Origin of the sequence: Cypionkella sp. TWP1-2-1b2, assembly GCF_049896245.1 — a bacterium.
Classification (GTDB): Bacteria; Pseudomonadota; Alphaproteobacteria; order Rhodobacterales; family Rhodobacteraceae; genus Cypionkella.
In genome coordinates, this window is sequence record NZ_JAFCTX010000018.1 from 1 (window position 1) to 24123 (window position 24123).

Annotated in this window: 26 protein-coding genes; 14 read left to right on the forward strand and 12 right to left on the reverse strand. The window is 61.5% G+C overall.

What is annotated here, in order from left to right:
- Nucleotides 1-114: 114 nt before the first annotated feature.
- Genes ACP7AP_RS13020 through ACP7AP_RS13045 form a run of 6 tightly spaced genes read right to left on the reverse strand, consistent with a single transcriptional unit; the run spans nt 115 to nt 5600 of the window.
- Entirely contained in the window at nt 115-873 is a 759-nt protein-coding gene (locus tag ACP7AP_RS13020; RefSeq protein WP_426034639.1) for a pyrroline-5-carboxylate reductase, read from the reverse strand.
- Between the two features lie 22 nt (nt 874-895).
- The gene (locus ACP7AP_RS13025; RefSeq protein ID WP_426034640.1) at nt 896-1648 is read right to left on the reverse strand and encodes an SDR family NAD(P)-dependent oxidoreductase; all 753 of its coding nucleotides are present in this window, start codon (nt 1646-1648) and stop codon (nt 896-898) included.
- Nucleotides 1649-1658: 10 nt separating this feature from the next.
- Entirely contained in the window at nt 1659-2441 is a 783-nt protein-coding gene (locus tag ACP7AP_RS13030; protein WP_426034641.1) for an SDR family NAD(P)-dependent oxidoreductase, read from the reverse strand.
- On the reverse strand, nt 2438-3469 hold the full coding sequence (locus ACP7AP_RS13035; protein WP_426034642.1) for a proline racemase family protein: 1032 nt from the start codon (nt 3467-3469) through the stop codon (nt 2438-2440). The genes ACP7AP_RS13030 and ACP7AP_RS13035 overlap by 4 nt, the downstream gene beginning before the upstream one ends.
- A 10-nt stretch (nt 3470-3479) precedes the next feature.
- A complete protein-coding gene (locus ACP7AP_RS13040) occupies nt 3480-4712 on the reverse strand; it encodes an NAD(P)/FAD-dependent oxidoreductase (protein WP_426034643.1) in 1233 nt (410 codons plus the stop codon).
- Between the two features lie 3 nt (nt 4713-4715).
- Entirely contained in the window at nt 4716-5600 is an 885-nt protein-coding gene (locus ACP7AP_RS13045) for a dihydrodipicolinate synthase family protein (RefSeq protein WP_426034644.1), read from the reverse strand.
- A gap of 156 nt (nt 5601-5756) precedes the next feature.
- Between ACP7AP_RS13045 and ACP7AP_RS13050 the strand changes: the two genes are divergently transcribed.
- Nucleotides 5757-6470, forward strand: coding sequence for a GntR family transcriptional regulator (locus tag ACP7AP_RS13050; RefSeq protein WP_426034645.1), 714 nt, complete (start codon nt 5757-5759; stop codon nt 6468-6470).
- A 64-nt stretch (nt 6471-6534) separates the two neighbouring features.
- On the forward strand, nt 6535-7527 hold the full coding sequence (locus tag ACP7AP_RS13055) for an MDR family oxidoreductase (protein WP_426034646.1): 993 nt from the start codon (nt 6535-6537) through the stop codon (nt 7525-7527).
- Between the two features lie 145 nt (nt 7528-7672).
- On the opposite strand, the gene ACP7AP_RS13060 is transcribed toward ACP7AP_RS13055, so the two are convergent.
- The gene (locus tag ACP7AP_RS13060) at nt 7673-8398 is read right to left on the reverse strand and encodes a UTRA domain-containing protein (RefSeq protein ID WP_426034647.1); all 726 of its coding nucleotides are present in this window, start codon (nt 8396-8398) and stop codon (nt 7673-7675) included.
- 18 nt (nt 8399-8416) lie between these two features.
- Nucleotides 8417-9775 carry a formimidoylglutamate deiminase gene (locus ACP7AP_RS13065; protein WP_426034648.1) on the reverse strand — a complete coding sequence of 453 codons (1359 nt, stop codon included), beginning with the start codon at nt 9773-9775 and terminating at the stop codon, nt 8417-8419.
- Nucleotides 9776-9901: 126 nt separating this feature from the next.
- On the opposite strand from ACP7AP_RS13065, the gene hutI reads away from it, so the two are divergent.
- The 3 genes from hutI to hutU are packed head-to-tail and all read left to right on the forward strand — an operon-like array spanning nt 9902 to nt 14319.
- A complete protein-coding gene (gene hutI / locus ACP7AP_RS13070; protein ID WP_426034715.1) occupies nt 9902-11080 on the forward strand; it encodes an imidazolonepropionase in 1179 nt (392 codons plus the stop codon).
- Nucleotides 11077-12609: a histidine ammonia-lyase gene (hutH, locus tag ACP7AP_RS13075; protein ID WP_426034649.1), complete on the forward strand. Its 1533-nt coding sequence runs from the start codon at nt 11077-11079 to the stop codon at nt 12607-12609. The genes hutI and hutH overlap by 4 nt, the downstream gene beginning before the upstream one ends.
- A 12-nt stretch (nt 12610-12621) precedes the next feature.
- A complete protein-coding gene (hutU, locus tag ACP7AP_RS13080) occupies nt 12622-14319 on the forward strand; it encodes a urocanate hydratase (RefSeq protein ID WP_426034650.1) in 1698 nt (565 codons plus the stop codon).
- Between the two features lie 140 nt (nt 14320-14459).
- Here hutU and ACP7AP_RS13085 read toward each other — a convergent pair whose 3' ends face one another.
- The gene (locus tag ACP7AP_RS13085; protein ID WP_426034651.1) at nt 14460-14897 is read right to left on the reverse strand and encodes a MarR family winged helix-turn-helix transcriptional regulator; all 438 of its coding nucleotides are present in this window, start codon (nt 14895-14897) and stop codon (nt 14460-14462) included.
- A 170-nt stretch (nt 14898-15067) separates the two neighbouring features.
- Here ACP7AP_RS13085 and ACP7AP_RS13090 point away from each other — a divergent pair, with 170 nt between their 5' ends.
- The 4 genes from ACP7AP_RS13090 to ACP7AP_RS13105 all read left to right on the forward strand — a co-directional run bounded on the left by ACP7AP_RS13090 (nt 15068) and on the right by ACP7AP_RS13105 (nt 18039).
- Nucleotides 15068-15496, forward strand: coding sequence for an organic hydroperoxide resistance protein (locus ACP7AP_RS13090; RefSeq protein WP_426034652.1), 429 nt, complete (start codon nt 15068-15070; stop codon nt 15494-15496).
- Between the two features lie 251 nt (nt 15497-15747).
- Complete coding sequence (locus ACP7AP_RS13095; RefSeq protein WP_426034653.1) at nt 15748-16512, forward strand: SDR family NAD(P)-dependent oxidoreductase; 765 nt, start codon at nt 15748-15750, stop codon at nt 16510-16512.
- A 20-nt stretch (nt 16513-16532) separates the two neighbouring features.
- Complete coding sequence (locus tag ACP7AP_RS13100) at nt 16533-17531, forward strand: dimethylarginine dimethylaminohydrolase family protein (protein ID WP_426034654.1); 999 nt, start codon at nt 16533-16535, stop codon at nt 17529-17531.
- Between the two features lie 67 nt (nt 17532-17598).
- The gene (locus tag ACP7AP_RS13105; protein WP_426034655.1) at nt 17599-18039 is read left to right on the forward strand and encodes a DUF1294 domain-containing protein; all 441 of its coding nucleotides are present in this window, start codon (nt 17599-17601) and stop codon (nt 18037-18039) included.
- 3 nt (nt 18040-18042) lie between these two features.
- Here ACP7AP_RS13105 and ACP7AP_RS13110 read toward each other — a convergent pair whose 3' ends face one another.
- A complete protein-coding gene (locus tag ACP7AP_RS13110) occupies nt 18043-18537 on the reverse strand; it encodes a hypothetical protein (protein ID WP_426034656.1) in 495 nt (164 codons plus the stop codon).
- Nucleotides 18538-18787: 250 nt separating this feature from the next.
- Between ACP7AP_RS13110 and ACP7AP_RS13115 the strand changes: the two genes are divergently transcribed.
- Nucleotides 18788-18979 (forward strand): hypothetical protein, encoded by a 192-nt coding sequence (locus ACP7AP_RS13115; protein ID WP_426034657.1) that lies wholly within the window; start codon nt 18788-18790, stop codon nt 18977-18979.
- Nucleotides 18980-19045: 66 nt separating this feature from the next.
- Here the strand turns inward: ACP7AP_RS13115 and ACP7AP_RS13120 are convergent, their stop codons facing one another.
- Nucleotides 19046-20104, reverse strand: a complete 1059-nt coding sequence (locus ACP7AP_RS13120; RefSeq protein WP_426034658.1) for a DMT family transporter — start codon at nt 20102-20104, stop codon at nt 19046-19048.
- A gap of 330 nt (nt 20105-20434) precedes the next feature.
- Between ACP7AP_RS13120 and ACP7AP_RS13125 the strand changes: the two genes are divergently transcribed.
- Nucleotides 20435-21079 (forward strand): NYN domain-containing protein, encoded by a 645-nt coding sequence (locus tag ACP7AP_RS13125; protein ID WP_426034659.1) that lies wholly within the window; start codon nt 20435-20437, stop codon nt 21077-21079.
- 181 nt (nt 21080-21260) lie between these two features.
- Here ACP7AP_RS13125 and ACP7AP_RS13130 read toward each other — a convergent pair whose 3' ends face one another.
- A complete protein-coding gene (locus ACP7AP_RS13130; protein WP_426034660.1) occupies nt 21261-22127 on the reverse strand; it encodes a branched-chain amino acid aminotransferase in 867 nt (288 codons plus the stop codon).
- Nucleotides 22128-22265: 138 nt separating this feature from the next.
- On the opposite strand from ACP7AP_RS13130, the gene ACP7AP_RS13135 reads away from it, so the two are divergent.
- The 3 genes from ACP7AP_RS13135 to ACP7AP_RS13145 all read left to right on the forward strand — a co-directional run bounded on the left by ACP7AP_RS13135 (nt 22266) and on the right by ACP7AP_RS13145 (nt 24030).
- The gene (locus ACP7AP_RS13135) at nt 22266-22766 is read left to right on the forward strand and encodes a MarR family winged helix-turn-helix transcriptional regulator (RefSeq protein WP_426034661.1); all 501 of its coding nucleotides are present in this window, start codon (nt 22266-22268) and stop codon (nt 22764-22766) included.
- Nucleotides 22763-23464, forward strand: a complete 702-nt coding sequence (locus ACP7AP_RS13140; protein WP_426034662.1) for a response regulator — start codon at nt 22763-22765, stop codon at nt 23462-23464. Before ACP7AP_RS13135 ends, ACP7AP_RS13140 begins: the two co-directional genes overlap by 4 nt.
- 68 nt (nt 23465-23532) lie before the next feature.
- Nucleotides 23533-24030: a hypothetical protein gene (locus ACP7AP_RS13145; RefSeq protein WP_426034663.1), complete on the forward strand. Its 498-nt coding sequence runs from the start codon at nt 23533-23535 to the stop codon at nt 24028-24030.
- The last annotated feature ends 93 nt before the right edge of the window (nt 24031-24123 follow it).

Genomic DNA, 24123 nt, shown 5'->3' on the forward strand with positions numbered 1-24123 from the left:
TGCGAAGCTCCATAGGATGTGATTTGCCCATCTCGATCCCCTATATCTGGAAAGATCAGGGAATCAGAAACCGTCCAAGATGGGAAGCCTGAATCATATGAACGGCGACTTGCTCTAGCCTTGCACGCGCCTGAAAGCGGCGGTCAAAGCCGCCTGCATCGCATCGCTGCCGCCGCCTTGCACAAAGCGGTAAAAAATCATTTCATTCAGCCCACCCTTGGTCGAATGATCCTCTCGCAACTGTTCAAACGACACTGGCTTCTCGCGCAGAACATCGCCCAAACTGCCGAACAATCCGCGCAAATACTGGGCTGCATCCGGTGCAGAATGGCCCTGCGCCACCATCCAACCTGCGGCAGTTTCCAGCAAACCGAAATAGCTGCCCATCAAGGCGCTTGCCGCAGCATAGGCATCATAGGCGGCCAGATCATCGACCGGCAGCGCCGTGCCCAAAGCCGCGAAAATCTGCATCGCGGCGGGCTGTGGTGGAAACACCGGGGTAACACCCTGATGCCGCTCGACAAACGGCAAAGGTATAGCGCGGCAGATATCCTGCGCCCCGGTCCAATCGGCCACGGTCGCGATATGCAGCCCCGCGATCAGGCTGATCACCGGACGCGAAGGCGGGATAACCAAACGCCCAATCACCGCCTTGGCCACCTGCGGACGCACGGCGAGGATCAGCAGATCACAAGCCTCGACCACCGCCTGATTGCGCGCAGCCACCGTCACTCCCGGCAACAAAGCCAGTGCCGCCGCCACCGCCTCATTGCGCGCTGACAGCACAATCGGCCAGTCTGCCAGCGCCGAGGCTTTCAGCCCCCGCACCATATGCGCGGTGATCGTGCCGGTGCCAATAAACCCTAACCGCATCATTCCCCCATAAGCCCCAATCTTACGCGACTGCCTGCGCCCCGGTGATTTCCACCAAAGACCCGCACATGAATGCCGCCTCATCCGAGGCCAGAAACGCCACCAAGGCCGCGACTTCCTCAGGCCGCCCAATCCGGCCATAAGGCACCATGCGGTCCAGATCGGCAATCGTGCGACCGGATCGTTTCACCCCGGCCTCCAGCATCGGCGTGTGAATCTCACCGGGACAGACCGCATTGACCCGCACTTTCTGCGCAGCATAATCGCGGGCAAGGTTCTGCGTGAAACTCGCAACCGCCGCCTTGGTGACGTTATAGGCGATGTGGTTCGGCGCGGGGTGCAAACCCCATTGTGAAGCGGTGTTCACAATCGCGCCACCCCCTGCCGCGATCATATGCGGCAACGCCGCCTGGCACAGATGGAACATCGCGTCGATATTGATCGCAAAGGACAAATCCCAATCCGCAGTCGTCAAAGCCAACAGGTTTCCGCGCCGATTGATCCCGGCATTGTTGCACAAAACGTCAATCCGCCCCTCCACCGCGATCACATCGGCGATCACTGCGCGACAGCCCTCCGCCGTACCAATATCAGCCGCAAAGCTGCGCGCCCGACCGCCCGCCGCGCGAATACCCGCAGCCGTCGTCTCTGCCCCCTCGGCGTTCACATCCGTCACCACCACCAGCGCGCCTTCAGACGCAAATCGCTGGCAAATTGCACCGCCAATGCCGCCCGCAGCACCCGTCACCACCACCACTTTATCCTGAAACCGCATCCCGCCCCCCTTAGCGCAAATAACTGCCGCCGTTCACATCCAGTACCGCCCCATTCAGCGACGCCTGCGAGGGCCGCAAAGCAAAGGCCACCAACTCGCCAATTTCCGCCGCCTCGGCCATCGCGCCAATCGGGATGCCCGTCAGCGCTGCGGCCTGCCCATGCTGCGCGATAAACGCCTCGGCCATCTCGGTGCGCACCCAACCCGGAGCGATGGCAACCGCCGAAATCCCCTCTGCGCCATGGCTCTGCGCCACTGATTTCGTCAGGTTGATCAGCGCCGCCTTGCTCGCCCCGTAAGCCATCGCGTCAGAGGCATAGCCGCGCTGCCCGGCCCGACTGGCCATATTTACAATCCGCCCGCCGCCATTCCGCCGAAAGTGCAGGATCGCCGCTTTCGTCAGATCAACCGCCGACAGGAAATTCACCCGAAATTCCCGCTCCCATACCGCCTGCCACTGATCCAGCGGCGCATCCACCGCCACCTCTGACCGGATGCCCGCGTTGTTCACCAAACCATGCAAACGTCCCGCCAAAGCCTCGGCCTCAGTCCATAAAGCCGTCGCCCCGTCAGCCGTCGCCAAATCGGCCCCCACGCACCACCCCGCCCCACCGATCTGCGCCAACAGCGCCTCAGCCGCCGCCCCATTGCGCCCGTAGTGGATCACCACCCGCGCGCCCTCGGCGGCCAAAGCCACGCAAATCGCCTGCCCAATCGCACCCGTAGCGCCCGTTACCAGCACATTGCGCCCCGTCAGACTCTGCCCCGCCAGACCCTGCCCCGCCAAAGTCATAGCTCGCCCACCTGCGAGCCCCAAGTATCCGACAGCGCAAAGCCGCGCGCAAAAGGATCATCCGGGCTGATCCGCAACTGCTCGCGGCCATAGATCCAGCCCTGCCCGGTGATGCGCGGCAACACGGCGCGACGGTTCCCCACCACCGCCTCACCAATCGCTTCCGCTGTGAACGTCCCGCCGATGATCGAGCGGGATACCCGCACATCGCCCACCGCCACCTCGCCGCGCGCAAACATCACCGCCAGATTGGCCGAAGACCCCGTGCCACAAGGCGAGCGATCCACCCGCCCCGGCTTCAACGTGGTGCAAGTGCGGATCGCGCCATCAGCTTCACGGCTGCGAAACATCACATAGGCCACATCATTCAACCCCGAAATATCGGGATGGCTGACCGCGATCTGCCCCTGCAAGTCCGCCTTGATCGCGATCCCCGCCTCGGCCAAAGCGCGGGCGTTTTCCGGCACAATCGACAGCCCGATCTGATCGACATCAACCAAAGCATAGAACACGCCGCCGAAGGCAATATCAGCGCGGATCACCCCGAAATCTTTGCTCCGCACCTCTGCATCCAAAACCAGCACAAAGGCCGGCACATTGTCCAAACTCACCGACACACAGTGCCCATCCTTGCACGTCGCCCGCGCCACAATCAGCCCCGCCGCCGTATCCAGCCGCACCGTGGTTTCCGGCTCCACCATCGCCACCCGCCCGCTTTCCAGCAATGCCGTGACCACGCAAATGCAGTTCGACCCCGACATTGGATGTGCCCGATCCGGTTGCAGCACGATGAACGCAGCATCGGCGTCGGGGCGGGTCGGCGGCAACAGCAGATTGGCGCTCATCGCGACGCCTGCACGCGGCTCGAAGGTGACAAAGCGGCGCAGACTGTCATCCACCATGTTGATATGGTTCATCTTATCCAAGATCGTCGCCCCTGGAATATCTGGCGCACCGCCAACAATCACCTTGCCGATTTCACCCTGAGCATGGACCAGCAGCAGATCAAGCGTAGTTTCAAACTGCATATTCAGCCTTTCAAAAGCGGTCAACGCGATAGGGGTGCAGGTCAATCGCAGGCTTGGCCCCGGTGATCAGATCGCCCATCAGCTTGGCGGTGGTCGCGGCATAAGTCAGCCCCAAATGGCCATGCCCGGTGGCATAAAATACCCCCCGCGTCTTGGCCGAGGCCGAGATAATCGGCACCGTATCCGGCAGGGCAGGGCGATGCCCCATCCATTCGGTGAACGCCTCGCGGCGCAGCCCCGGCAAAGCCACTTGCGCCCGCCGCACCGTCACTTTTGCGCGTCTATAATCCGGCGGCGCATCCAAGCCCGCCATTTCCACCGTGCCGCCCACGCGAATACCACCAGCCGTCGGCGTCACCATGAACGCCCGCGCGGGCCAGATGATCGAGTGCTGCATCGTGATGCCCGGCGCCATGATCTGGGTGTGATATCCCCGCTCGGTCTCCAGCGGGATCGGCTCGTCCAGAAGCTTCGACAACCGCGCCGAGAACGCCCCGGCGCAGATCACCACCGCATCCGCCGCAATCTCGCGCCCATCCGCCAGCCTGACGCCGGTGATCCTATCACTGCGCGTAAACCCCACCACAGCACCCGTCTCAATCCGGCCACCCCAAGCGACAAACCGCTCCGCCAAAGCCAACACCAGCTTATAGGGATCTTTCATCGAACGGTTGTCTGGAAACCGCACCGCCATGCCGATCTTTTCCGACAGCGCAGGCTCCAGCGCCCGCGCAGCACGGCCATCCAAGACCTCATGCGCAAAGCCAAACCGCTCCAGAATTTCAATATGCGCGCGATCCGCCCGAAACTCCGCCTCGTCACTATACAGCGACAAACAGCCCGCTTCCGAAATCTGATCCTCAAGCCCCGTCTCGCGCAGCAAAGCCTGCGTATCCGCCAACGCCCGTCCACACAAAGCCGCCCCCTGCGCCTCAAGCTCCCGCAGTTTGGAAGGCCGCGAGGCCGCAATAAACCGCAAGAACCACGGCACCAAACGCGGCATGTAACCGGGCCGCACCCGCACCGGGCCTTCCGGGTCCAGCATCCAGCCCGGAATTTGCCGCCAGACCGAAGGCCGCGAGGCGGGCATGAACTCTGTCACCGCAATCGAGGCCATGTTGCCAAATGACGCCCCCCGCCCCGGCGCATCGCGGTCCAGCAAAACCACCGACCGACCGCGTTTTTGCAGATCATGCGCAATCGCGGTGCCGATGATCCCCGCGCCGATGACAATGGTGACCATGGTCTATTTCCAGTCGATAATCGGCTGCATCGCCGCCGCGAAATCCGCCTTTTCGGCGGCGGTCAGCGGCCCCAACGGCATCCGGCACTCGCCCACGGGCGTCCCCTGCAATTCGCAGCCATATTTCAGCTTCTGCACAAACTTGCCGGATTCCAGAATATTCATCGCGGTATAAAGCGTCGCCATCTGTGCGCGGGCCTTGATCAAATCGCCCGAGCGATAGCTGCGGTCCAGATCACAAACCGCCTGTGCCATGCAATTCGCCGGCCCGCAAATCCAAGAATCCGCGCCCCAGAACATGAAGTCCAGCGCAATATCATCCGATCCCGACACCAGTTGAATCTGCCCGGCATAACGCGTCGCGATCCCAATCGCGCGTTGCAAAGAGCCAGAGCTTTCCTTGATCCCGATCACCCGCGGATGATCCGCCAGCGCATCCAGCACCTCCCAGCCCAGTTCAACGCCATCCTTGTCGGGATAAGAATACAGCACGATATTTACATCCACCGCATCCAGCACAGCCTTGAAATGCTTGATCAACTCGGCCTGCGTCGGCTTGGTATAGAACGGCGTCGCCAGCAGCACCGTGTCATAGCCCAACTCTTTGGCCCGCTTGGAATTGGCAATCACCCCCGCTGTATGCGGCGCATTGGTGCCTGCAATCAGTGTCTCATCTGGCTGCGCAAACGCCTTCACAAACGCCAGCACGCTTTCCCGTTCGGCATCCGACATCAGGTTATACTCGCCCGACGACCCACACGGCACCCAGCCCGTCACCCCCGCTGCGCGCAAGCCCTCCAGATGGGTCTTGAACGCGGCGAAGTCGATCTGCCCCGCCGCATCAAATGGCGTGACCAAGGCAGGCATGACGCCAGAGAGTTTCAGCATGGGGCATCCTTTGCAAACGAATCGAAGCCACACAACCAGCGTGGCGTTGTCCCAATTCATGGCGACAGCGTGCCGACACGTCAAATCAAAAATAATCTGTGTCGACACAACACCCCTGAAACGCTATCGCTAAACAAACCACCGGAGGCTGCCCCAATGGATGAAATAGAGATCAAACGCGCCAAGGGCACCGGCGCGAAATTCGCCTATGAGACGATCCGCGATGAAATCCTGTCGCTGGCGCTGCGGCCCGGTGCTTTGCTGGATGAAACCTCACTGGCCGAACGCTTCACCATGTCACGCTCGCCGGTGCGTGAAGCCTTGATCAAGCTGGCGGGCGAAGATCTGGTGGTGATGCTCGCCAACCGCTCCACCATCGTCGCCCCGATTGATGTGACAAGCTTTCCAAAATACATCGAAGCGCTGGATATTGCCCAGCGGATAAACACCCGTTTGGCGGCTGAATTGCGCACCGATTCCGATCTGAAAGCCATCGCCCAGCGCCAAAAGGAATTTGTCGCGGCGGTGAAGACGGGCGATCATCTGGCGATGTCCGAGGGCAATAAGCAATTCCACATGGCGATCGCCGAGGCGGGCAAAAACCCTTACTTAACCGCCTTTTACGAACGCCTGCTCGACCAAGGCCGCCGCATGTTGCACCTGCATTTTCAATATATTGAGCGCACCCATGACGGCTATTTGTTGACCGATGAGCATGTCGAAATGCTCGACGCCATCCGCGCCCGCGACATCAACCGCGCCGATGCCTTGGCCGCCGCCCACACAAGGCAATATCGCGATAATTTTCTGACCTTCATGCAAGAGAACTACTCGGCCCCAATGCCGCTGGGCGCGCCCAACGCGGCTTGACGCCAGCGCCCGCATGGTGTCGCATCCCGGCCAAGGGCCAAGGTGCCGCAGGAAAGGACCGCAGATGACGTTCAAAGCACTGGTTGTCGACAAAGACGCCGCAGGGGCCACCCATGCCGCCGTGAAAGATCTGACTTTGGCCGATCTGCCCGGCGGCGAGGTGTTGGTGGCTGTCGAGTATTCCACCGTGAACTACAAAGACGGTCTTTGCATGGGTGCGGGCGGCGGCATGGTGCGCGCCTATCCGCATGTGCCGGGGATTGATTTTGCGGGCACGGTCGAGGCCTCGGAGGATGCCCGCTACAAACCCGGCGACAAAGTGGTGCTGACCGGCTGGCGGGTGGGCGAAACCTATTGGGGCGGCTATGCCCAAAAAGCCCGGGTCAAAGCCGATTGGCTGGTGCCCTTGCCGCAGGGCCTGACCACGCGGGCGGCGATGGCTGTCGGCACGGCGGGCCTGACCGCGATGCTGGCGGTGATGGCTTTGGAAGCGCATGGGCTAAAGCCGGGGCAGGGGCCTGTGCTGGTCACCGGGGCTGCGGGCGGCGTCGGCTCGGTCGCTGTCACCATCCTTGCGCATATGGGCTATGAGGTGGCAGCTGTCACCGGGCGGCCCGAGACCGAAGCCTATCTGCGCGACTTGGGTGCTGCCCAGATCGTCGCGCGCGATCAGATCAACGAGACCGTCAAGCGCCCGTTGGAAAGCGACCTATGGTCCGGCTGCATTGATGCCGTCGGCGGTGCGATGCTCGCCCGCGTTTTGGGCCAGTTGAAATATGGTGCTTCGGTCGCCGCTGTGGGCCTCGCAGGTGGGTCGCAACTCCCGGCCTCGGTGATCCCGTTCCTGCTGCGCGGCGTCAACCTGCTGGGCATTGATTCCGTGTTGCAGCCCTACGCCAACCGCCAAGCCGCTTGGGCCCGCATCGCCAGCGACCTGCCGCAAGACAAACTGGAGTCGATGCTGACCATGGCGACTCTCGCCGACCTGCCGCGCCTTGGTGTCGAGATTTTGGCAGGCCAGATCAAGGGCCGCTGCGTGATCGACGTGAACGCATGAATCAAATCTAGTCACGAAATCTACTATATATGGTAGAAAATCTGCAATCGCGCCGCCAAAAACACAAGTCACTCCCAGCGGGGAAGAAATTGACCAAGCAGACCACCCCACGAAAGGACGGTCGTAGTGTGCTTTTGGGCCGTTCTCAATACCGCGTCGTCATCCGGTAGCCGCGCCGATGCGCCAGCGTCACCAGTGTCACGGCGGTATTCTGCCACCATGTCGCGCGCTCGACACAAAACACCGGATCGCCCAAAGCATGATCCAGATGCGCCACCATCCCCGCATCCGCCGCCGCCGCCAGAAAGCTGATCGCCACTTCCGAAAACGGCACCGTGGCGACCAGCCATTCATTCGGCCCAACTTCCGAGAAATCCTGCTCCTCCGCCTGCGGCAAAGCCCCGGCATTGATCCAACGATCCTCCAGCTGAAACGCCACGCCATCGGCGAAGTGCAAACACAGCAGATGCACCACGCGCGCGCGCGCCTTCAGCCCCATCCGAACCTGCAGCCAGTCCGGGGCAACTACGACCTCATGGCTGACCATCTGATAGCCATAAACCGCCCCGGTTTTCTCAATCTCGGCCCGCACCACTGGCATTTCAAACCGGGCTTGCCTGATCGGTGCCATCCGCACCCGTGTCCCCGCCTTGCGCTTGCGGTCCAGAAACCCCAGTTCCGACACTTCCCGCAACGCCCGGTTCATCGTGGTGCGCGAGACGCCGAACTGTTCCGCCAGTTCCACCTCTCCGGGCAGCAAAGTCCCCGGCCCCCAAGGCCCCTCGGTGATACGCTGCAATATCTCGGCCATCACCTCGCGGAAGGTCGTCGTCTCGGCCTTTGCAGTCTCAATCCTGACAGTGTCTGGCATCGTGGCCCCCTCAGCGCCCTATAGCGCGTCCACCAGCCCCTGCACAGTCACACGCCATCCCGCGATGATCTGGTCGCGCTGGATGTGCCGCCCGCCGCGCACCTGATGCCGCCCCGCCGACCACAGGTCAGTGATCACCGCATCCGAGGCTGCAAACGCCAGCCCATCCAGAATCTGATCATTCCGCAAAGCACACAGCGACGGATGCGACAGATCAATCGCCACCACATCCGCCAGCATCCCCAGCGCAATCGCTCCAGACTTCCGCCCCAAAGCCTGCGCGCCACCCTTCGCCGCCCCCAGATAAATCGCCTGCCCAACCGAGCCTTCGCCCACAACCATCACATTGCGCGCAATATCCCGCAGCCGCTGGCTGTATTCCAACGTTCGCAATTCCTCGGTCAACGAAATCCGCACATTGCTGTCCGACCCAATCCCAAAAGCCCCACCCGCCGCCAACCACCCCGGCCCATTGAACGGCCCATCGCCCAGATTGGCTTCGGTGATCGGGCACAACCCCGCGACTGCGCCCGATTGCGCCAGCCGCACAGTCTCATCCTCCGTCATATGCGTCGCATGAATGGCGCACCAATCCGCCCCAATCGGCGTATTCGCCAGCAACCACTCCACCGGACGCGCCCCCAGCCAAGCCGAAATATCCGCGACCTCTTTCGGCTGCTCCGCCACATGAATATGCACCGGATTCCCCGCCGCAATCGGCAAAGCCCGCAGCAAATCCCCCGGATTGGTCGCCCGCAACGAATGTGGCGCAATCCCCACCCGCGTATCACTCGGCAAAGCCCGCGCCAAAGCCCGCGCCGCTTCAACCAGCCGCGCAAACCGATCCACATCATTGCCAAACCGCAACTGCCCTGCTGCCAACGGCTGCTCTCCCGCCCCGCCATAGGAATACAAAACTGGCAAATGCGTCAGCCCAATCCCGGTCAGATCAGCCGCCGCAAAAATCCGCCCCGACAACTCGGCAATATCCGCATAGACAGCCCCCCCCGGCTGATGATGCACATAATGGAACTCGCCGACCGAGGCATACCCGGCCTCCTGCATCTCCATAAACACCAGCGCCGCAATCGCCTGCATCTGTTCAGGTGTCAGACGATCCAGAAACCGATACATCAGATCACGCCACGTCCAGAAACTGTCCCGCCCGGCGATGCGGTGCTCGGTCATCCCCGCCATCGCGCGCTGAAACGCATGGCTGTGCAGGTTCGCCAGCGCAGGCAGCAAAGCCGACACCAGCACATCGCCCGCCTGCGCCTTGGCCCCAACGGATATGGCACTGATATGGCCATCCGCCACAGTGATCCTGACATTCTCGGCCCAACCTTGGGGCAGCAAAGCACGTTGAGCAAAAATCACAATGGCGACTCCTTATGTGTAGACATAATAAACATACTCGCATAAACAGCATTCAGGCAATAGCTTTTGACGAGGCATCCCATGCATCCTTCCCCGATCACCCTGATTGGCCTGCAAGCCGCCACGATGTTGGCATCTGGGCAGGGAAAATCAGACCCCTACGGCCTGATCCAAGATGCGGCCTTGGTGCTGGCCGAGGGCCGAATCGCTTGGATCGGCCCCCGCACCGACCTTCCCGCCGAGCATGCCCGCCTGCCGCAGAAAGACATGGGCGGTCGCCTGATCACCCCCGCCCTGATCGACTGCCACACCCACGTCGTCCACGGCGGCAACCGCGCCACAGAATTTGAAATGCGTCTGCAAGGGACCAGCTACGAAGAAGTCGCCCGCGCCGGCGGTGGCATCATCTCCACCGTCAAAGCCACCCGCACCGCCAGCCAAGCCGATCTGGTCGCGGCAGCACTCCCCTTCGTCGATGCGATGATTGCCGAGGGCGTCGCCGTTATCGAGATCAAATCCGGCTACGGCCTGAACCAAGACACCGAACTGCGCATGCTGCGCGCCGCCCGCGCCATCGCCACCTTGCGCCCGATCACCGTCAAAACCAGCTACCTTGCCGCCCACGCCATCCCACCCGAATACAAAGACCGCGCCGACGCCTATATCGCCGAGGTCGCCATCCCCGCCCTGCACGCCGCCCATACCGAGGGCCTCGTTGATGCCGTGGACGGTTTCTGCGAAGGCATCGCCTTCTCGCCGACCCAAATCGAGCGCCTGTTCACCGTGGCCGCCCAACTAAACATCCCGGTAAAACTCCACGCCGAGCAACTCTCCAACCTCGGTGGCGCAGCCCTCGCCGCCCGCTTCAACGCCATCTCCGCCGACCACCTCGAATACCTCGACGAAGCCGGAGTCATCGCCATGGCCCAATCCGGCACCGTCGCCGTCATCCTGCCCGGCGCGTTCTACACCCTGCGCGAAACCCAAATGCCGCCCATCGCCCTGTTGCGCAAACACAACGTCCCGATGGCCGTCGCCACCGACATGAACCCCGGCTCCTCCCCCATGTCGTCCCTCCTATTAGCGATGAACATGGCCTGCACCCTGTTCCGCATGACCCCCGCCGAGGCCCTCGCCGGGGCCACCCTAAATGCCGCCCGCGCGCTAAACCTGCCCACTCACGGCACCTTAGCCGCAGGTCAGGTCGCCGACCTCGCCATCTGGAACGCCAGCCACCCCGCCGAACTCGCCTATCGCATCGGCTTCAACCCCCTTCATCAACGCATCATCGGAGGCGCGCTTTGACCGCACTCATCTTAACTCCCGGCCAAACCACCCTCGCACAACTGGTCCGCATCTACCGCGAGGAATTGCCCGTCAGCCTCGACCGCACGGCAAAACCCGGCATCATCCGCGCCGCCGCCGCGATCAAAACCGCCGCCGCAGGCGATGCCCCGGTCTACGGCGTCAACACTGGCTTCGGCAAACTCGCCAGCATGCGCATCGCCCCCGCCGACACCGCCACCCTGCAACGCAACCTGATCCTGTCGCATTGCTGCGGCGTCGGCGAAGCCATCCCCCGCCGCCACGCCCGCCTGCTGATGGTCCTCAAACTGCTGTCCTTCGGGCGGGGCGCATCCGGCATCCGTTGGGAATTCATCGAACTTCTCGAATCCATGCTGGCCACAGGCGTTACCCCGCAAATCCCCGCCCAAGGCTCTGTCGGTGCCTCCGGCGATCTCGCCCCCTTGGCCCATATGACCGCCGTGATCATCGGCGAAGGCGAGGCCGAATACCAAGGCCAGATCCTGCCCGGAGCCAAAGCCCTCGCCGCCGCTGGCCTCAACCCCCTGCAACTCGGCCCAAAAGAAGGCCTCGCCTTCATCAACGGCACGCAATTCTCCACCGCTTTTGCGCTGGCTGGCCTGTTCGACGGCTGGAACGCCGCCCAATCCGCACTGGTGACTTCGGCCCTCTCCACCGACGCCATCATGGGTTCCACCGCTCCCTTGCAACCCGAAATCCACTCCCTGCGCGGCCACGCGGGCCAGATCGAAGCCGCCGCCTTCATGCGCGCGCTGCTCGCAGGTTCGGAAATCCGCGAAAGCCACATGACCGGCGACGCCCGCGTGCAAGACCCCTATTGTATCCGCTGCCAGCCCCAAGTCACCGGGGCCGCAATGGACGTGCTGCGCCAAGCTGCCACCACGCTGGAAATCGAAGCCAACGCCGCCACCGACAACCCCCTTGTCTTGACCGAAGCGGGCCTGATCGTCTCGGGCGGCAACTTCCACGCCGAACCCGTGGGCTTCGCCGCCGACATGATCGCCCTAGCCCTCGCAGAAATCGGAGCCATCGCGCAACGCCGAGTCGCCCTGATGGTCGATCCAGTCTTGTCCTTCAACCTCCCCCCCTTCCTGACCCCGCGCCCCGGCCTGAACTCCGGCCTGATGATCGCCGAAGTCACCACCGCAGCGCTGATGTCCGAAAACAAACACATCGCCATGCCCTGTGTGACCGACTCCACCCCCACCTCGGCCAACCAGGAAGACCACGTCAGCATGGCCGCCCACGGAGCCGTCCGCCTCGGCAAGATGGTGCAAAACCTCAACGTCATCCTCGGCGTAGAGGCGATCTGCGCCGCCCAAGGCGTCGATTTCCGCGCGCCACTGCAAACCTCCACGCCCTTGCAAGCCGTCGTCGCCCGCCTGCGCCAAGACGTGGCGACCATGGGCGATGATCGGTACATGGCCCCCGACCTTGCCGCCGCCGCCCACCTGATCGCCACCGGAGCCTTGGCCCAAGCCTCCGCCCTCACCCTTCCCACCTTGTAACCCGAGGCTGATATGACCAAACCGCTCGACAACTCCCGCCACAATATGCGCGACATTTACCCCGCCACCGGCACCGAGATCACCGCGAAAAGCTGGCAGACCGAAGCCGCGATGCGGATGCTGATGAACAACCTGCACCCCGATGTGGCTGAGAACCCGCATGAGCTGGTGGTCTACGGCGGGATCGGCCGCGCCACCCGCACTTGGGGCGATTTCGACCGCATCGTCGCCACGCTGAAAACGCTGGAAGATGATGAGACGCTGGTGGTGCAATCCGGCCGCCCCGTCGCCGTCGTCCGCACCCACAAAGACGCCCCCCGCGTGCTGATCGCCAACTCGAATCTGGTGCCGCATTGGGCGACATGGGACCATTTCAACGCGCTCGATAAAAAGGGCCTGATGATGTACGGCCAGATGACCGCTGGCTCGTGGATCTACATCGGCACCCAAGGCATCGTGCAAGGCACCTATGAGACCTTCGCCGAAGCTGGCCGTCAGCATTTCGGCGGCTCGCTCAAGGGCAAATGGATTCTGACCGGCGGCCTTGGCGGTATGGGCGGCGCACAACCCCTCGCCGCCGTGATGGCAGGCGCCTGCTGTCTGGCGGTGGAGTGTGACGAAACCCGCATCGACTTCCGCCTGCGCACCCGCTACGTCGACGCCAAAGCGCATACGCTCGACGAAGCCCTCGCGATGATCGCCGAATGGACGGCCAAGGGCGAAGCCAAATCGGTCGGTCTTCTGGGCAACGCTGCCGATATCTTCCCCGAACTCGTCCGCCGCATGAAGGCAGGCACCGCGCGCCCCGATATCGTCACCGACCAAACCTCGGCCCACGACCCGTTGCACGGCTATCTGCCGCAGGGATGGGGCGTCGCCGAATGGCGCGCGAAACAGGAATCCGACCCGGCAGCGGTGCAAACAGCCGCCCGCGCCTCGATGCGCACCCATGTCGCGGCGATGGTCGATTTCTGGAACGCAGGTGTTCCGACCTTGGATTACGGCAACAACATCCGCCAAGTCGCCCTTGAAGAAGGCTTGGAAAACGCCTTCGCCTTCCCCGGTTTTGTGCCCGCCTATATCCGCCCACTGTTCTGCAAAGGCATCGGCCCGTTCCGCTGGGTGGCCCTCAGCGGTGACCCGGAAGATATCTACAAAACCGACGCCGCGATGAAGAAACTGTTCCCGGAAAACGTCCACCTGCACCGCTGGCTGGACATGGCCGCCGACCGCATCGCCTTCCAGGGCCTGCCCGCCCGCATCTGCTGGATCGGCCTTGGCGACCGCCACCGTGCAGGCCTGATGTTCAACGAGATGGTCAAATCGGGCGAGCTGAAAGCCCCCATCGTCATCGGCCGCGATCACCTCGATGCGGGCTCCGTCGCCTCGCCCAATCGGGAAACCGAAAGCATGATGGACGGCTCCGATGCCGTCTCCGACTGGCCGCTGCTGAACGCGCTTGTTAACACCGCTTCCGGCGCAACATGGGTCTCCCTGCATCACGGCGGCGGTGTCGGCATGGGCTTTTCGCAACATTCCGGCGTGGTCATCGTCGCCGATGGCACCGATGATGCCGCCAAACGCCTCGAACGCGTCCTCTGGAACGACCCGGCTTCCGGTGTCTGGCGTCACGCTGACGCGGGCTACGAGTCCGCCATCGAGCATGCCAAAGCCCAAGGCCTGCGCCTGCCAACGATCTTGGGCAACTAAGCGCAAACACGCATCAAAGGATCGGAGGCGCAATCCTCCGATCCACACAATTTGACTAAAATTGTTTCATCTGTTCCTAAATATCCCACCGGGGTCCGGGGGTGTGAAACCCCCGGCGCTTGCCCCGCAAACCCAACCCCTCACGCCCCGCGCAACTGATCCCGCAGCATATTTACCTGATCGCGCAGCGCCGTCAGCGCCGCCAAGCTCATCCCGGATTTCTCCAGAATACAGCCCGGAATCGCAGTCGCCCTAATTTGCATATCGCGCCCGGCCTCGGTCAACGTCACCCGCACCTGCCGTTCATCCTTGGCATCGCGCGCCCGCGCCACCAACCCCTGCACCTCCAGCCGTTTCAACAGTGGCGTCAAAGTGTTGCTCTCCAACTGCAACGCTTGTCCCAACTGCCCAACGGTCTGCCCATCTGCGCCCCACAAAGCCACCAGTGCCAGATATTGCGGATAGGTCAGCCCCAAAGCCTCCAACAGCGGCTTATAGGCGTGCTGCATCGCATGCGTGGCCGAGTACAGCGAGAAGCAGATCATCTCAGCAATCGGCAGGGCGGTCTTGGCATCCATCAGGAAAACTCCTTTACCTCAAAGTATATCGCACGCGATTAAATCGCAAGCTGCATGCGAATCGGATCGACACAAAAGCATTATTGAAAAAAGGCAAGACTAAGGGGGTTGACGCAAACACCGACTCGCGTTAAACCTATCGCACACGATTTAATCGTAAAGGATACATAATGCCGACGAAAGTAGTCTACTCCACCGAAGCCACCGCATCGGGTGGCGGCCGTGATGGCAAATCGGCCACCACAGACGGCGCACTCGCTGTCACCTTGGCGGTGCCGAAAGAAATGGGCGGCAATGGTGCGGGCAACAACCCCGAGCAGTTGTTCGCCGTCGGCTATGCCGCTTGCTACCTTGGTGCGATGCGCTTTGCCGCCAGCAGTGAGAAGCTGGGAACTGTCCCCGCTGACGCATCAGTTACGTCCACCGTCGGCATCGGCCCCCGCGCCGACGGCGGCTTCGGCCTGCAGGTCGAGCTGAAAGTGTTCATGCCGGGCGTAGAGCGCGCCGTCGCCGAGAAAATTGCCGAGCGTGGCCATTTCATCTGCCCCTATTCGAACGCCACCAAGGGCAATATCGAAGTCACCACCACCGTGGTCTGACACGCTGTTTTAGTGTGTGCCGCGCCGAATGTTGGCGCATATCGTTTTGTGTATCGCGCCAACATTCGGCGCAATCTGTTGTGAAGAACTGCACTTTGCCGCACCCAAGCAGTGAAGGTCAGCAAGTCGAGGGGAGGCGCTCTGGCAGGACGCTTCCCCTCGTATCTTGGCTAAATTTTCATAAGTCGGAAAAGCAGTTTCAAGCGTCAGTCGCGTGCAATAGTCTGCCTGCAACAGGGCAGGGGGCTTTCATGGATCGGCTAAAAGGCAAAACCGCGATCATCTCGGGCGGGGCGACCGGAATAGGCGCCGCCGCCGCCCGCCTGTTCGCCGCCGAAGGCGCTGCGGTAGGTATCATCGACCGCAACGTAGATGCAGGCCAAGCCCTCGCCTTTGATCTGGTGCAACAAGGCCACCGCGCCATGTTTGCAACCGCCGATGTCAGCCAAAAATCTCAAGTCGATGCCGCCGTCGCCTTGGTCAAGGCGCAACTTGGCCCGGTCAACGTGCTGTTCAACCACGCCGGCACCATCGTCATCAAACCCTTCTTAGAGACCGAGGAGGCGGATTGGGACATGCTGTTCGATGTGAACGTCAAAAGCATGTATCTGATGACCCGCGCCGTGCTTCCGATGATGCTCGCCCAAGGCAAAGGCTCCATCGTCTGCACCTCGTCCATCTCCGCCGTCTACGCCACCCCGATGGAAGTCCTTTACGACGCCACCAAGGGCGCGTGCCACATGTTCGCCCGCGCCATCGCGGTGGAATTCCGCGACAAAGGCATCCGCTGCAACGCCGTCTGCCCCGGCTTTATCGAAACCCCACACGGCCTGCGCGAAGTGCAAGAACTGAACGCGCTGGGTGTCGATGCCTCAGAATCCGCGATCAAAGCCGCGCAAGGCCGCTTCGGCCAACCCGAAGACATCGCCCGCGCCGCCCTCTATCTCGCCTCCGACGACGCCGAATTCGTCACCGGCACGCAACTGTTCGTCGATGGCGGCTTTTCCGCCGTCTGACCCTCGCAAAGGCCCCCTGCATGTCAAACCCGCACTGGATCTACACCCAAACCGTCAAACATTTCGCCGCCGGGGCTGAGCCGCCGTTCGAAGACCCGACGGAATTGATGGCAAGCTGGGGCGCGGTCTGGGGCCTCGACAATGACGTGGGCCGCATCCGCTCGATCCTGATGCACCGCCCGGGCCCGGAAATGAACGTCGTCGATCCTGCCAAACGCCTGCCCGAGATCGGCTCTTACGGCGACCCCGTGACGGGGTGGTATTTCCAATCCGACTCTCTCCCCGACCTGCCACTGATGCAACAACAGCACGACGCCTTCGTGGCCAAACTGCAAGCCGAGGGCGTGGACATCCACTACCTAGACGGCGACGCAGGCATCCGGCTGAAACAAGTCTACACCCGCGACCCATTCATCATGGTCAAAGGCGGCGCAATCATCTGCCGGATGGGTGCCCGCATCCGCCGCGGCGAAGAACTCGCCACCACCCGCACCTTGGCCCGCATCGGCGTCCCCATCCTGCGCACCATCTCGGGCACAGGTGTGATGGAAGGCGGCAGCTTTGCATGGCTGAACGCCAAAACCTGCGCCATTGGCATCGGCGTGCGCGTCAACCGCGAAGGCGCGGAACAGGTCGGCGAAGTCCTGCGTCGCCAAGGTGTCGAACTGCTGATCGTGGAACTCTCCGGCTACGACATCCACCTCGACGTGTCCTTCCTGATGATCGACCGCGACCTTGCGCTGCTGAACCCGATGGGCCTGCCGTTCAGCTTCCTGCAACAACTCACCGCCCGTGGCATCAGATACATCGAGATCGACCCCGCCGATGATCCCTGGATCAACAACTCGCTCGCCATCGCCCCCGGAAAACTGCTGATGCCCGAAGGCGCCAGCAACCGCACCCTAGACCGCCTCGCCGCCCATGGCGTCAGCTGGACAACCATCCCCTACGCCGCCCTGCACAAAAACGGCGGCGGGTTGCATTGCTCCACCACCCCCTTGCGCCGCGATCCTCTTTAACCCAACTGGCAGGATTTCGGCCCCAGATCGCCGAATTCCTGCCACGATCCCCCGCTACACCAGCGCCATGATCACAAACTTCATCACCCCCGGCACCACCGCCTTTGCAGCCCTCTGCCTCGCAGCCTATATCCTCTTGGCCAATACCCTCGCCTACACCGCCTTCGCCATCGACAAATCCCGCGCCATAAACGCCGAACGCCGCATCCCCGAGCGCAGCCTGCTGATCCTCGCCACCTTGGGTGGCTGGATCGGGGCGAAAATAGCCCAACACCGCCTGCGCCACAAAACCCGCAAACAGCCGTTCGGCTTTCTGCTGAACCTGTCCGTGCTGATCATCCCCGGCCTATGCGCCACCGCCATCATCCTGCAATCTGACCTGACATGGGATAAGCTGACCACCCAAGCCAGCACCACCGCGCAAAGCCTGCTGACCACCAGCACAACTGCCGAAGCCCCAGCCCTGCCGCACCGCTTCGGCCCCGGCAGCGACACGGCAGCGCCCTAAAACCTATCGCACGATCACCGCATAGGGATCATAGCCGACCCCCTGCAGATCCATCAGTGGATAAGCCGTCAGCTCGATGCTCCCCACCCCCTGCGGCAGCGAATTGTTCACCCGCAGCATCTGCCGATAAGGCTCGCCCGCCGAAAACAAACCGCTACCGACCACCGCATGCTTGCCGCCGTTCACCCAATCATCGACCAGAATGACTGGCCCGCGATTCAGATGCGGTGCCAAAGCATCCAGATTGGCGGGCACGTTGCCCAGCAATCGCATCCCCAAAGACTGCGCGTAAAGATCCAGATTGGCCCGGCTTGGCCCCAACCCGCCGCCATTCGGAATGTCGCCCGGATCAAACTGCGCCTGCCCCGGAATGGCGCTGGTCATCCGCCCCGAGGCCAAGCCCCCCGCCACCACCCAACAGGTCATCCCGGTGTTCTGCCCGATCCGCGGCAGCGGATGCGAAATCTCCATATTCAGCCCCAGCGCACGCCAACTCATCGGCCCCGCCAATCCTCCGCGCGGCCCCCGGCTTTCATCTTGGCAAAAATATCCCCGCCGGAGGCATCCCACCTCGCCCGCAGCGCGCGCGTTCAGAATCGGGCGGATCAAGCATCGGCAAGCGTAGGTTGAGGTTCCACCCCACCGCGCCATAGGCCAATCCCCGCCCCCCTCCGCCCAAGCGCTAGGGCCGCCCAACGATCCGTGCTACACTCCGCCCACCCGAGTCACAGCGCAACAGGAGGCCCCGATGACCAAACACCTCGCCGATCACCGCACCGCATCCGAGGGCGGCCGTTTGCAAAACTTCCTGCGCCTTGAGCGCAGCCAATCCGCCACCGCCCCGCGCAGCCTGCACCAGCGCCCCCATCTGCGCAGCGACGACAACCCCCGCCTGCAACATTACCTGCGCATCGAACGCGGCCTATCCGACCCAGAGTAGGGTGTGTGGTTCCTGCTGAAAGCAGGGTTCACGCACCGCCCGCGCATTGCCCTAAACTGCAGTATCCTAATGCCCATGCCGATGGTGCAAATCCGGATAATGCGGATGTTTGTGCCGCAGCGGTTCATGCCGGTGCCAATGTGAATGTGGCTCGGTAACCACGCCGTCATGCGCATGCTGATGATGCGCATCGTGACTGTGCAAATGATCATGCTCCAACGCGTCGTGTTCATGGAAATGGTCATGGCGTTCCGAAAGGTGAAGCCACAACCCCAAAGCCATCAGCCCGCCCGCCGCCAGCAGCGACACCGTCAGCGCCTCATTGAAAAGCACCAGTGCAAGCACCGCCCCTATGAACGGCGCTAGTGAGAAATAAGCCCCCGTCCGCGCGGTCCCCAAATGCCGCAAGCCCAGCATGAACAGCACCAGACTGACCCCAACGCCCAGAAACCCCACAACCGCCCCCGCCACCAAAAACCTTGCATCCGGCAGCGCCGCCCCCAGCCACAGCGCCAGCGCAAAGTTCACGCAACCCGCCATCAGCCCCTTAATCATCGCAATCTGCACCGGGTCCGCCGCCGACAACTTGCGCGTCAGATTGTTGTCAATCCCCCAACACAGACAGGCCGCAGCGATCAACAGCCCGCCACGATCCAGCCGAAAACCCTGCCCATTCCAAGACAACAAAACCGCCCCGCACAGGATCGCCGCAGCACCCAGCAGCAAGCGCCGATCCACATTCTCGCGGAAAACCAGCCAAGCAATCGCCATCGTCGCCAAACCCTCAAGGTTCAACAAGAGCGCCCCCGAGGCCGCCGAGCTGCGCGCCAACCCCAGCATCAACAACAACGGCCCCAACATCCCGCCAAACAACACCACCGCCGCCAGCCAAGGCAAATCCCCCCGCCGCAAACTGGCCTCAGCACTCGGCAAACCAACCCAAGCCCGCGCAAAGGTCACCAAAGCCAACCCCACCCCGGCACCGAGATACAAAATCCCCGCCAGTAACCAAGGGTCCACCGCCCCCATCAGCAGTTTCGACACCGGAGCCGAAGCCCCAAACAAAACAGCCGCCCCAAGCGCCAAAGGCACGCCGGGCCACAGATGGGAATTAGGTTTGGTCATGGGGTGAAGTTTAGCACGGGGATGCAAGCTTGCAAGCAGGGTTCACCCATAGTTGCCTTGAACGGAGCGACGAAGCTCTCGAAAGGTCAGTTTGAGTAGGCGGTCAAGAGACCCCTAAGCCCTCTTTAGAGTAACGGCTCGGTTCCGTACGTTGCAACTCTAATCAACTTTTACTTGACACGAAACGCTTGGGCTTCCATATGAACGAATATAGAAACCCCTCGTGGACTGACCACCTCGCATGTGGACCCAGGAATCGAGTATCATTATATACGGCTGCGGGGTGCTCAAGTAGCACCCCGTTTCTGTTTAAACCATCAGGATTACTCCGTGACTGATCCAGCAGCACCTGCTCTCTTGCTAAAAGTTCGCATCTTCGTTGATTATTGGAATTTTACGCTGGCCTGCAAGGGACTGAAAAATGATTTCAGATTTGACTGGTCGAACATAGGGCCGCTCTTTGCCGAAGAAGCTGCCAAGATGGTCAACAAAGCTATTCCCCATAGCTACGAGGCCATGCATGTTTACAGTTCATACTCGCCGCATCAGGGAGTTGATATGAAGTTTAAACACTGGCTGACCAGCGTTCTCGACAAGCAGCCCGGTGTGGTAGTTGAGGCTGTTGAACGGAAACTCAAGAAATCACCGCCCAAATGTCCAAAGTGCTACGAGGCTGCAACTAACTGCGCGTCATGTGGTGCGGACATGCGCGGCACCGAGGAGAAGGGCGTCGATACCCGGATCGTGACGGATATGATGAGCCTTGCGTGGTCAGGCGGCTATGACGTTGCAGTTCTTGTCTCAGCCGACCGCGACTTCGTTCCAGTTGCTGAGGAGTTACAAAAGCGCGGCTTCAAGGTCATTCATGCGCAGATCAACGGCGCTGGTCAGGACCTTGCTCGCCACTGCTGGGGTGTTCTTGACGTAAGCGCCCTGATGCCAAAATTTGAGGCGGCACCCAAGGTCAAGGCATAGGCATAGGATTTGCATCGTAGTATTTTCTTGTGCGCGCGCGATATCCCATCCAACCATGCCGATACCCCAATCCTTAACAAATCCTTAAATCCCCACCCCTAACTCCCTGACTCCAAACACATAAAAAAGGTCCCGAGTTGGGACCTCCTTCCTTCTCTCCAAAACCCGGAACCCGAACCCCTCAGGCCCGCACCAGCTTTTCATATTGATCCGAGATCCCCAAAGTCAGCGCTCCAACCTCAAAACTATAATCCCCAATCTGCCCCACCGGAGTAACCTCCGCCGCCGTCCCGGTCAGCCAGCACTGCTGGAACCCCTCCAACTCGGCGGGCAGGATGTGCCGCTCATGCACCGTCACGCCCTGTTCGCGCAGCATCCCGATCACCGTCTGCCGGGTGATGCCGTTCAGGAAGGCATCCGGCTTCGGCGTATGAACCTCGCCATCCTTCACAAAGAAGATATTCGCCCCGGTCGCCTCGGCCACGTAGCCGCGATAGTCGAACATCATCGCATCCGAACAGCCCTTCGCTTCGGCTGCATGTTTCGACATCGTGCAGATCATATAAAGCCCCGCCGCTTTGGCTTCATGCGGGATGGTTTCAGGGCTGGGCCGCTTCCACTTGGCAATGTCCAGCTTCGCCCCCTTGGTCTTGGCATCGCCGTAGTAATTGCCCCAGGACCACACCGCCACCGCCATCCGGATCGGGTTGCGTTTTGAGGCCACGCCCATATCTTCCCCAGCCCCGCGCCAAGCCAAGGCGCGCACATAAGCGTCGGTCAACCCGTTGGCCTTCAGCGTGGCATCCTTGGCCGCTTCAATCTCGGCCACCGAGAACGGCAATTCCATATCCAACAAAGCACCCGACTTCCGCAGCCGCTCCGAATGTTGCACCGATTTGAAGATCTTGCCGTTGTAGCACCGCTCCCCCTCAAACACCGAACTCGCATAATGCAGCGCGTGGGTCAGGATATGCACATTGGCTGAACGCCATTCCACCAGCTTGCCATCCATCCAGATGAACCCGTCCCGATCGTCATACCCAGCCATCGCAGCCTCCATATTTGCGAATGTTGCGCTATATAGGTCCAATTCGGACATAATATTGCGTGAAATCGAAGAATCGCTAAACCTTATGTCTTGGAATGTCAACAACCCTGACGTATCTTACACAGCGAGGAGACTTCCATGGCCGAACAAAGTACCGGTGGCGAAAGCCTGCTGTTCCTGACCGATGAGAACCTGCGCAAGGGCATTGAGGCGATGTTCTTCGCCTATCGCGGCTTCACGGCTGACCCCGATCGCATCCTTGAAAACATGGATTATGGCCGCGCCCATCACCGCGCTGTGCATTTCATCAACCGCTCTCCGGGCACCACCGTGGGCAATCTGCTGACCATCCTCGGCGTCACCAAACAATCGCTGAACCGCGTGCTTCGCACTCTGTTCGACGATGGCCTGGTTGAGGCCCGCGTCGGCAAGCAAGACAAACGCGAGCGGCACCTGTATCTCACCGACAAGGGCCACAGCCTGGAGCGCGCCTTATCCGACGCCCAACGCGCAAGAATGCGCGCCGCTTACCGTGCTGCGGGCCCTAGCGCCGTGCAGGGCTTCCGCACCGTGCTAGAGGCAATGATGGACGCCGAGCAACGCCGCCAGTATCAAGGCCTGAAAGAGGGCAGCACATGATCGAATTACCCGCTCACCTGCTGGTCGTCGACGACGACGAACGCATTCGCGGACTGTTGCAGAAATTCCTGATCCGCAACGGCTTCCTCGTCTCGACCGCCCGCGATGCCGCCCAAGCCCGCCGCCTGCTGGCCGGGCTGGAATTCGACCTGCTGGTGCTGGATGTGATGATGCCCGGCGAAGACGGCATCAGCCTGACCCGTGCCTTACGCGCCACTCTCACCGTGCCGATCTTGCTTTTGACCGCCAAAGGCGAGACCAACAACCGCATCGAAGGCTTTGAGGCGGGGGCCGATGATTACCTGATCAAGCCGTTTGAACCCAAAGAACTGCTGCTGCGCATCAATGCCATCCTGCGCCGTGTGCCTGCCGTCAAAGCCTCCAGCCCTGCGCCGAAAATCCTGCACATGGGCCCCGTCCGCTACGACATGGATCGGGGTGAACTGTGGCGCGGCCAAGATCTGATCCGCCTGACCTCAACCGAGGCGGCGCTGATGCGGATCTTCTCGGCGCAACCCGGCACGCCGATGTCGCGCGACAAACTTGTCGGCGATATGCCGCGCGACGACAGTGCGGGCCAGGAACGTGCGGTTGATGTGCAAATCACCCGTCTGCGTCGCAAGATCGAAGACGATCCGAAATCGCCACGCTACCTGCAAACCGTGCGCGGTGAGGGCTACATGCTGCAAACCGATTAACGCAGCCAGCCACAGTTCCTTCACAATTTCCTGCCAGTTTGGCCAAATAACAATCTTTGGGAGAGACCATGACCTTGCTGAAATACGCCGCTGCCTGCGGCTTTGCTTTGCTGTCCACCACGGCTTTTGCACAAGACCTCGTACCCTATTCCGACGCCGGTGGCTGGGATGTGCAGGTTGATCCGACTTTGGGCAATGGCTGCCTGCTGTCGTCGGATTTTGAAGACGGCTCTCATGTCCGCATCGGTTTTGACCGCACCGCAGGCAATGGCTATGTCATCGCCGCCAACACCGCTTGGGGCGAGATCACCGATGGCACCGATTATCCGATCAGCTTCATGCTGGATGATCAGAAATACGACGGCAGCGCCAAGGGTCTGCATCTGGATGATCTGCCCGGCGTCATGGTCACTTTTGACAGCGTCGATTTCCTGACTGACCTTGCCGCGAAAACCACTATGACGCTGCAAAGCGAAGGTGCCGATGTGATGTTGATCGACCTTTCCGGCAGCGATGAGGCGATCACCGAAACCATCGCCTGCCAAGACGAACAAGAAAAAGGCTAAGCCAACACGCCGGGGGGTTGCCACCCCCCGGACCCCCGTATCATCGTCAGAACGCGGTAAAGCCGCCTGACAGCCGCCCGCGAGATCCGAGCA

Bases quoted from the DNA above. Each gene is read 5' to 3' on its own strand.
- ACP7AP_RS13020 (WP_426034639.1), bottom strand. From the start codon at position 873: ATGCGGTTAGGGTTTATTGGCACCGGCACGATCACCGCGCATATGGTG.
- ACP7AP_RS13025 (WP_426034640.1), bottom strand. From the start codon at position 1,648: ATGCGGTTTCAGGATAAAGTGGTGGTGGTGACGGGTGCTGCGGGCGGC.
- ACP7AP_RS13030 (WP_426034641.1), bottom strand. From the start codon at position 2,441: ATGACTTTGGCGGGGCAGGGTCTGGCGGGGCAGAGTCTGACGGGGCGC.
- ACP7AP_RS13035 (WP_426034642.1), bottom strand. From the start codon at position 3,469: ATGCAGTTTGAAACTACGCTTGATCTGCTGCTGGTCCATGCTCAGGGT.
- ACP7AP_RS13040 (WP_426034643.1), bottom strand. From the start codon at position 4,712: ATGGTCACCATTGTCATCGGCGCGGGGATCATCGGCACCGCGATTGCG.
- ACP7AP_RS13045 (WP_426034644.1), bottom strand. From the start codon at position 5,600: ATGCTGAAACTCTCTGGCGTCATGCCTGCCTTGGTCACGCCATTTGAT.
- ACP7AP_RS13050 (WP_426034645.1), top strand. From the start codon at position 5,757: ATGGATGAAATAGAGATCAAACGCGCCAAGGGCACCGGCGCGAAATTC.
- ACP7AP_RS13055 (WP_426034646.1), top strand. From the start codon at position 6,535: ATGACGTTCAAAGCACTGGTTGTCGACAAAGACGCCGCAGGGGCCACC.
- ACP7AP_RS13060 (WP_426034647.1), bottom strand. From the start codon at position 8,398: ATGCCAGACACTGTCAGGATTGAGACTGCAAAGGCCGAGACGACGACC.
- hutI (WP_426034715.1), top strand. From the start codon at position 9,902: ATGTTGGCATCTGGGCAGGGAAAATCAGACCCCTACGGCCTGATCCAA.
- hutU (WP_426034650.1), top strand. From the start codon at position 12,622: ATGACCAAACCGCTCGACAACTCCCGCCACAATATGCGCGACATTTAC.
- ACP7AP_RS13085 (WP_426034651.1), bottom strand. From the start codon at position 14,897: ATGGATGCCAAGACCGCCCTGCCGATTGCTGAGATGATCTGCTTCTCG.
- ACP7AP_RS13090 (WP_426034652.1), top strand. From the start codon at position 15,068: ATGCCGACGAAAGTAGTCTACTCCACCGAAGCCACCGCATCGGGTGGC.
- ACP7AP_RS13095 (WP_426034653.1), top strand. From the start codon at position 15,748: ATGGATCGGCTAAAAGGCAAAACCGCGATCATCTCGGGCGGGGCGACC.
- ACP7AP_RS13100 (WP_426034654.1), top strand. From the start codon at position 16,533: ATGTCAAACCCGCACTGGATCTACACCCAAACCGTCAAACATTTCGCC.
- ACP7AP_RS13105 (WP_426034655.1), top strand. From the start codon at position 17,599: ATGATCACAAACTTCATCACCCCCGGCACCACCGCCTTTGCAGCCCTC.
- ACP7AP_RS13110 (WP_426034656.1), bottom strand. From the start codon at position 18,537: ATGAGTTGGCGTGCGCTGGGGCTGAATATGGAGATTTCGCATCCGCTG.
- ACP7AP_RS13115 (WP_426034657.1), top strand. From the start codon at position 18,788: ATGACCAAACACCTCGCCGATCACCGCACCGCATCCGAGGGCGGCCGT.
- ACP7AP_RS13120 (WP_426034658.1), bottom strand. From the start codon at position 20,104: ATGACCAAACCTAATTCCCATCTGTGGCCCGGCGTGCCTTTGGCGCTT.
- ACP7AP_RS13130 (WP_426034660.1), bottom strand. From the start codon at position 22,127: ATGGCTGGGTATGACGATCGGGACGGGTTCATCTGGATGGATGGCAAG.
- ACP7AP_RS13135 (WP_426034661.1), top strand. From the start codon at position 22,266: ATGGCCGAACAAAGTACCGGTGGCGAAAGCCTGCTGTTCCTGACCGAT.
- ACP7AP_RS13140 (WP_426034662.1), top strand. From the start codon at position 22,763: ATGATCGAATTACCCGCTCACCTGCTGGTCGTCGACGACGACGAACGC.
- ACP7AP_RS13145 (WP_426034663.1), top strand. From the start codon at position 23,533: ATGACCTTGCTGAAATACGCCGCTGCCTGCGGCTTTGCTTTGCTGTCC.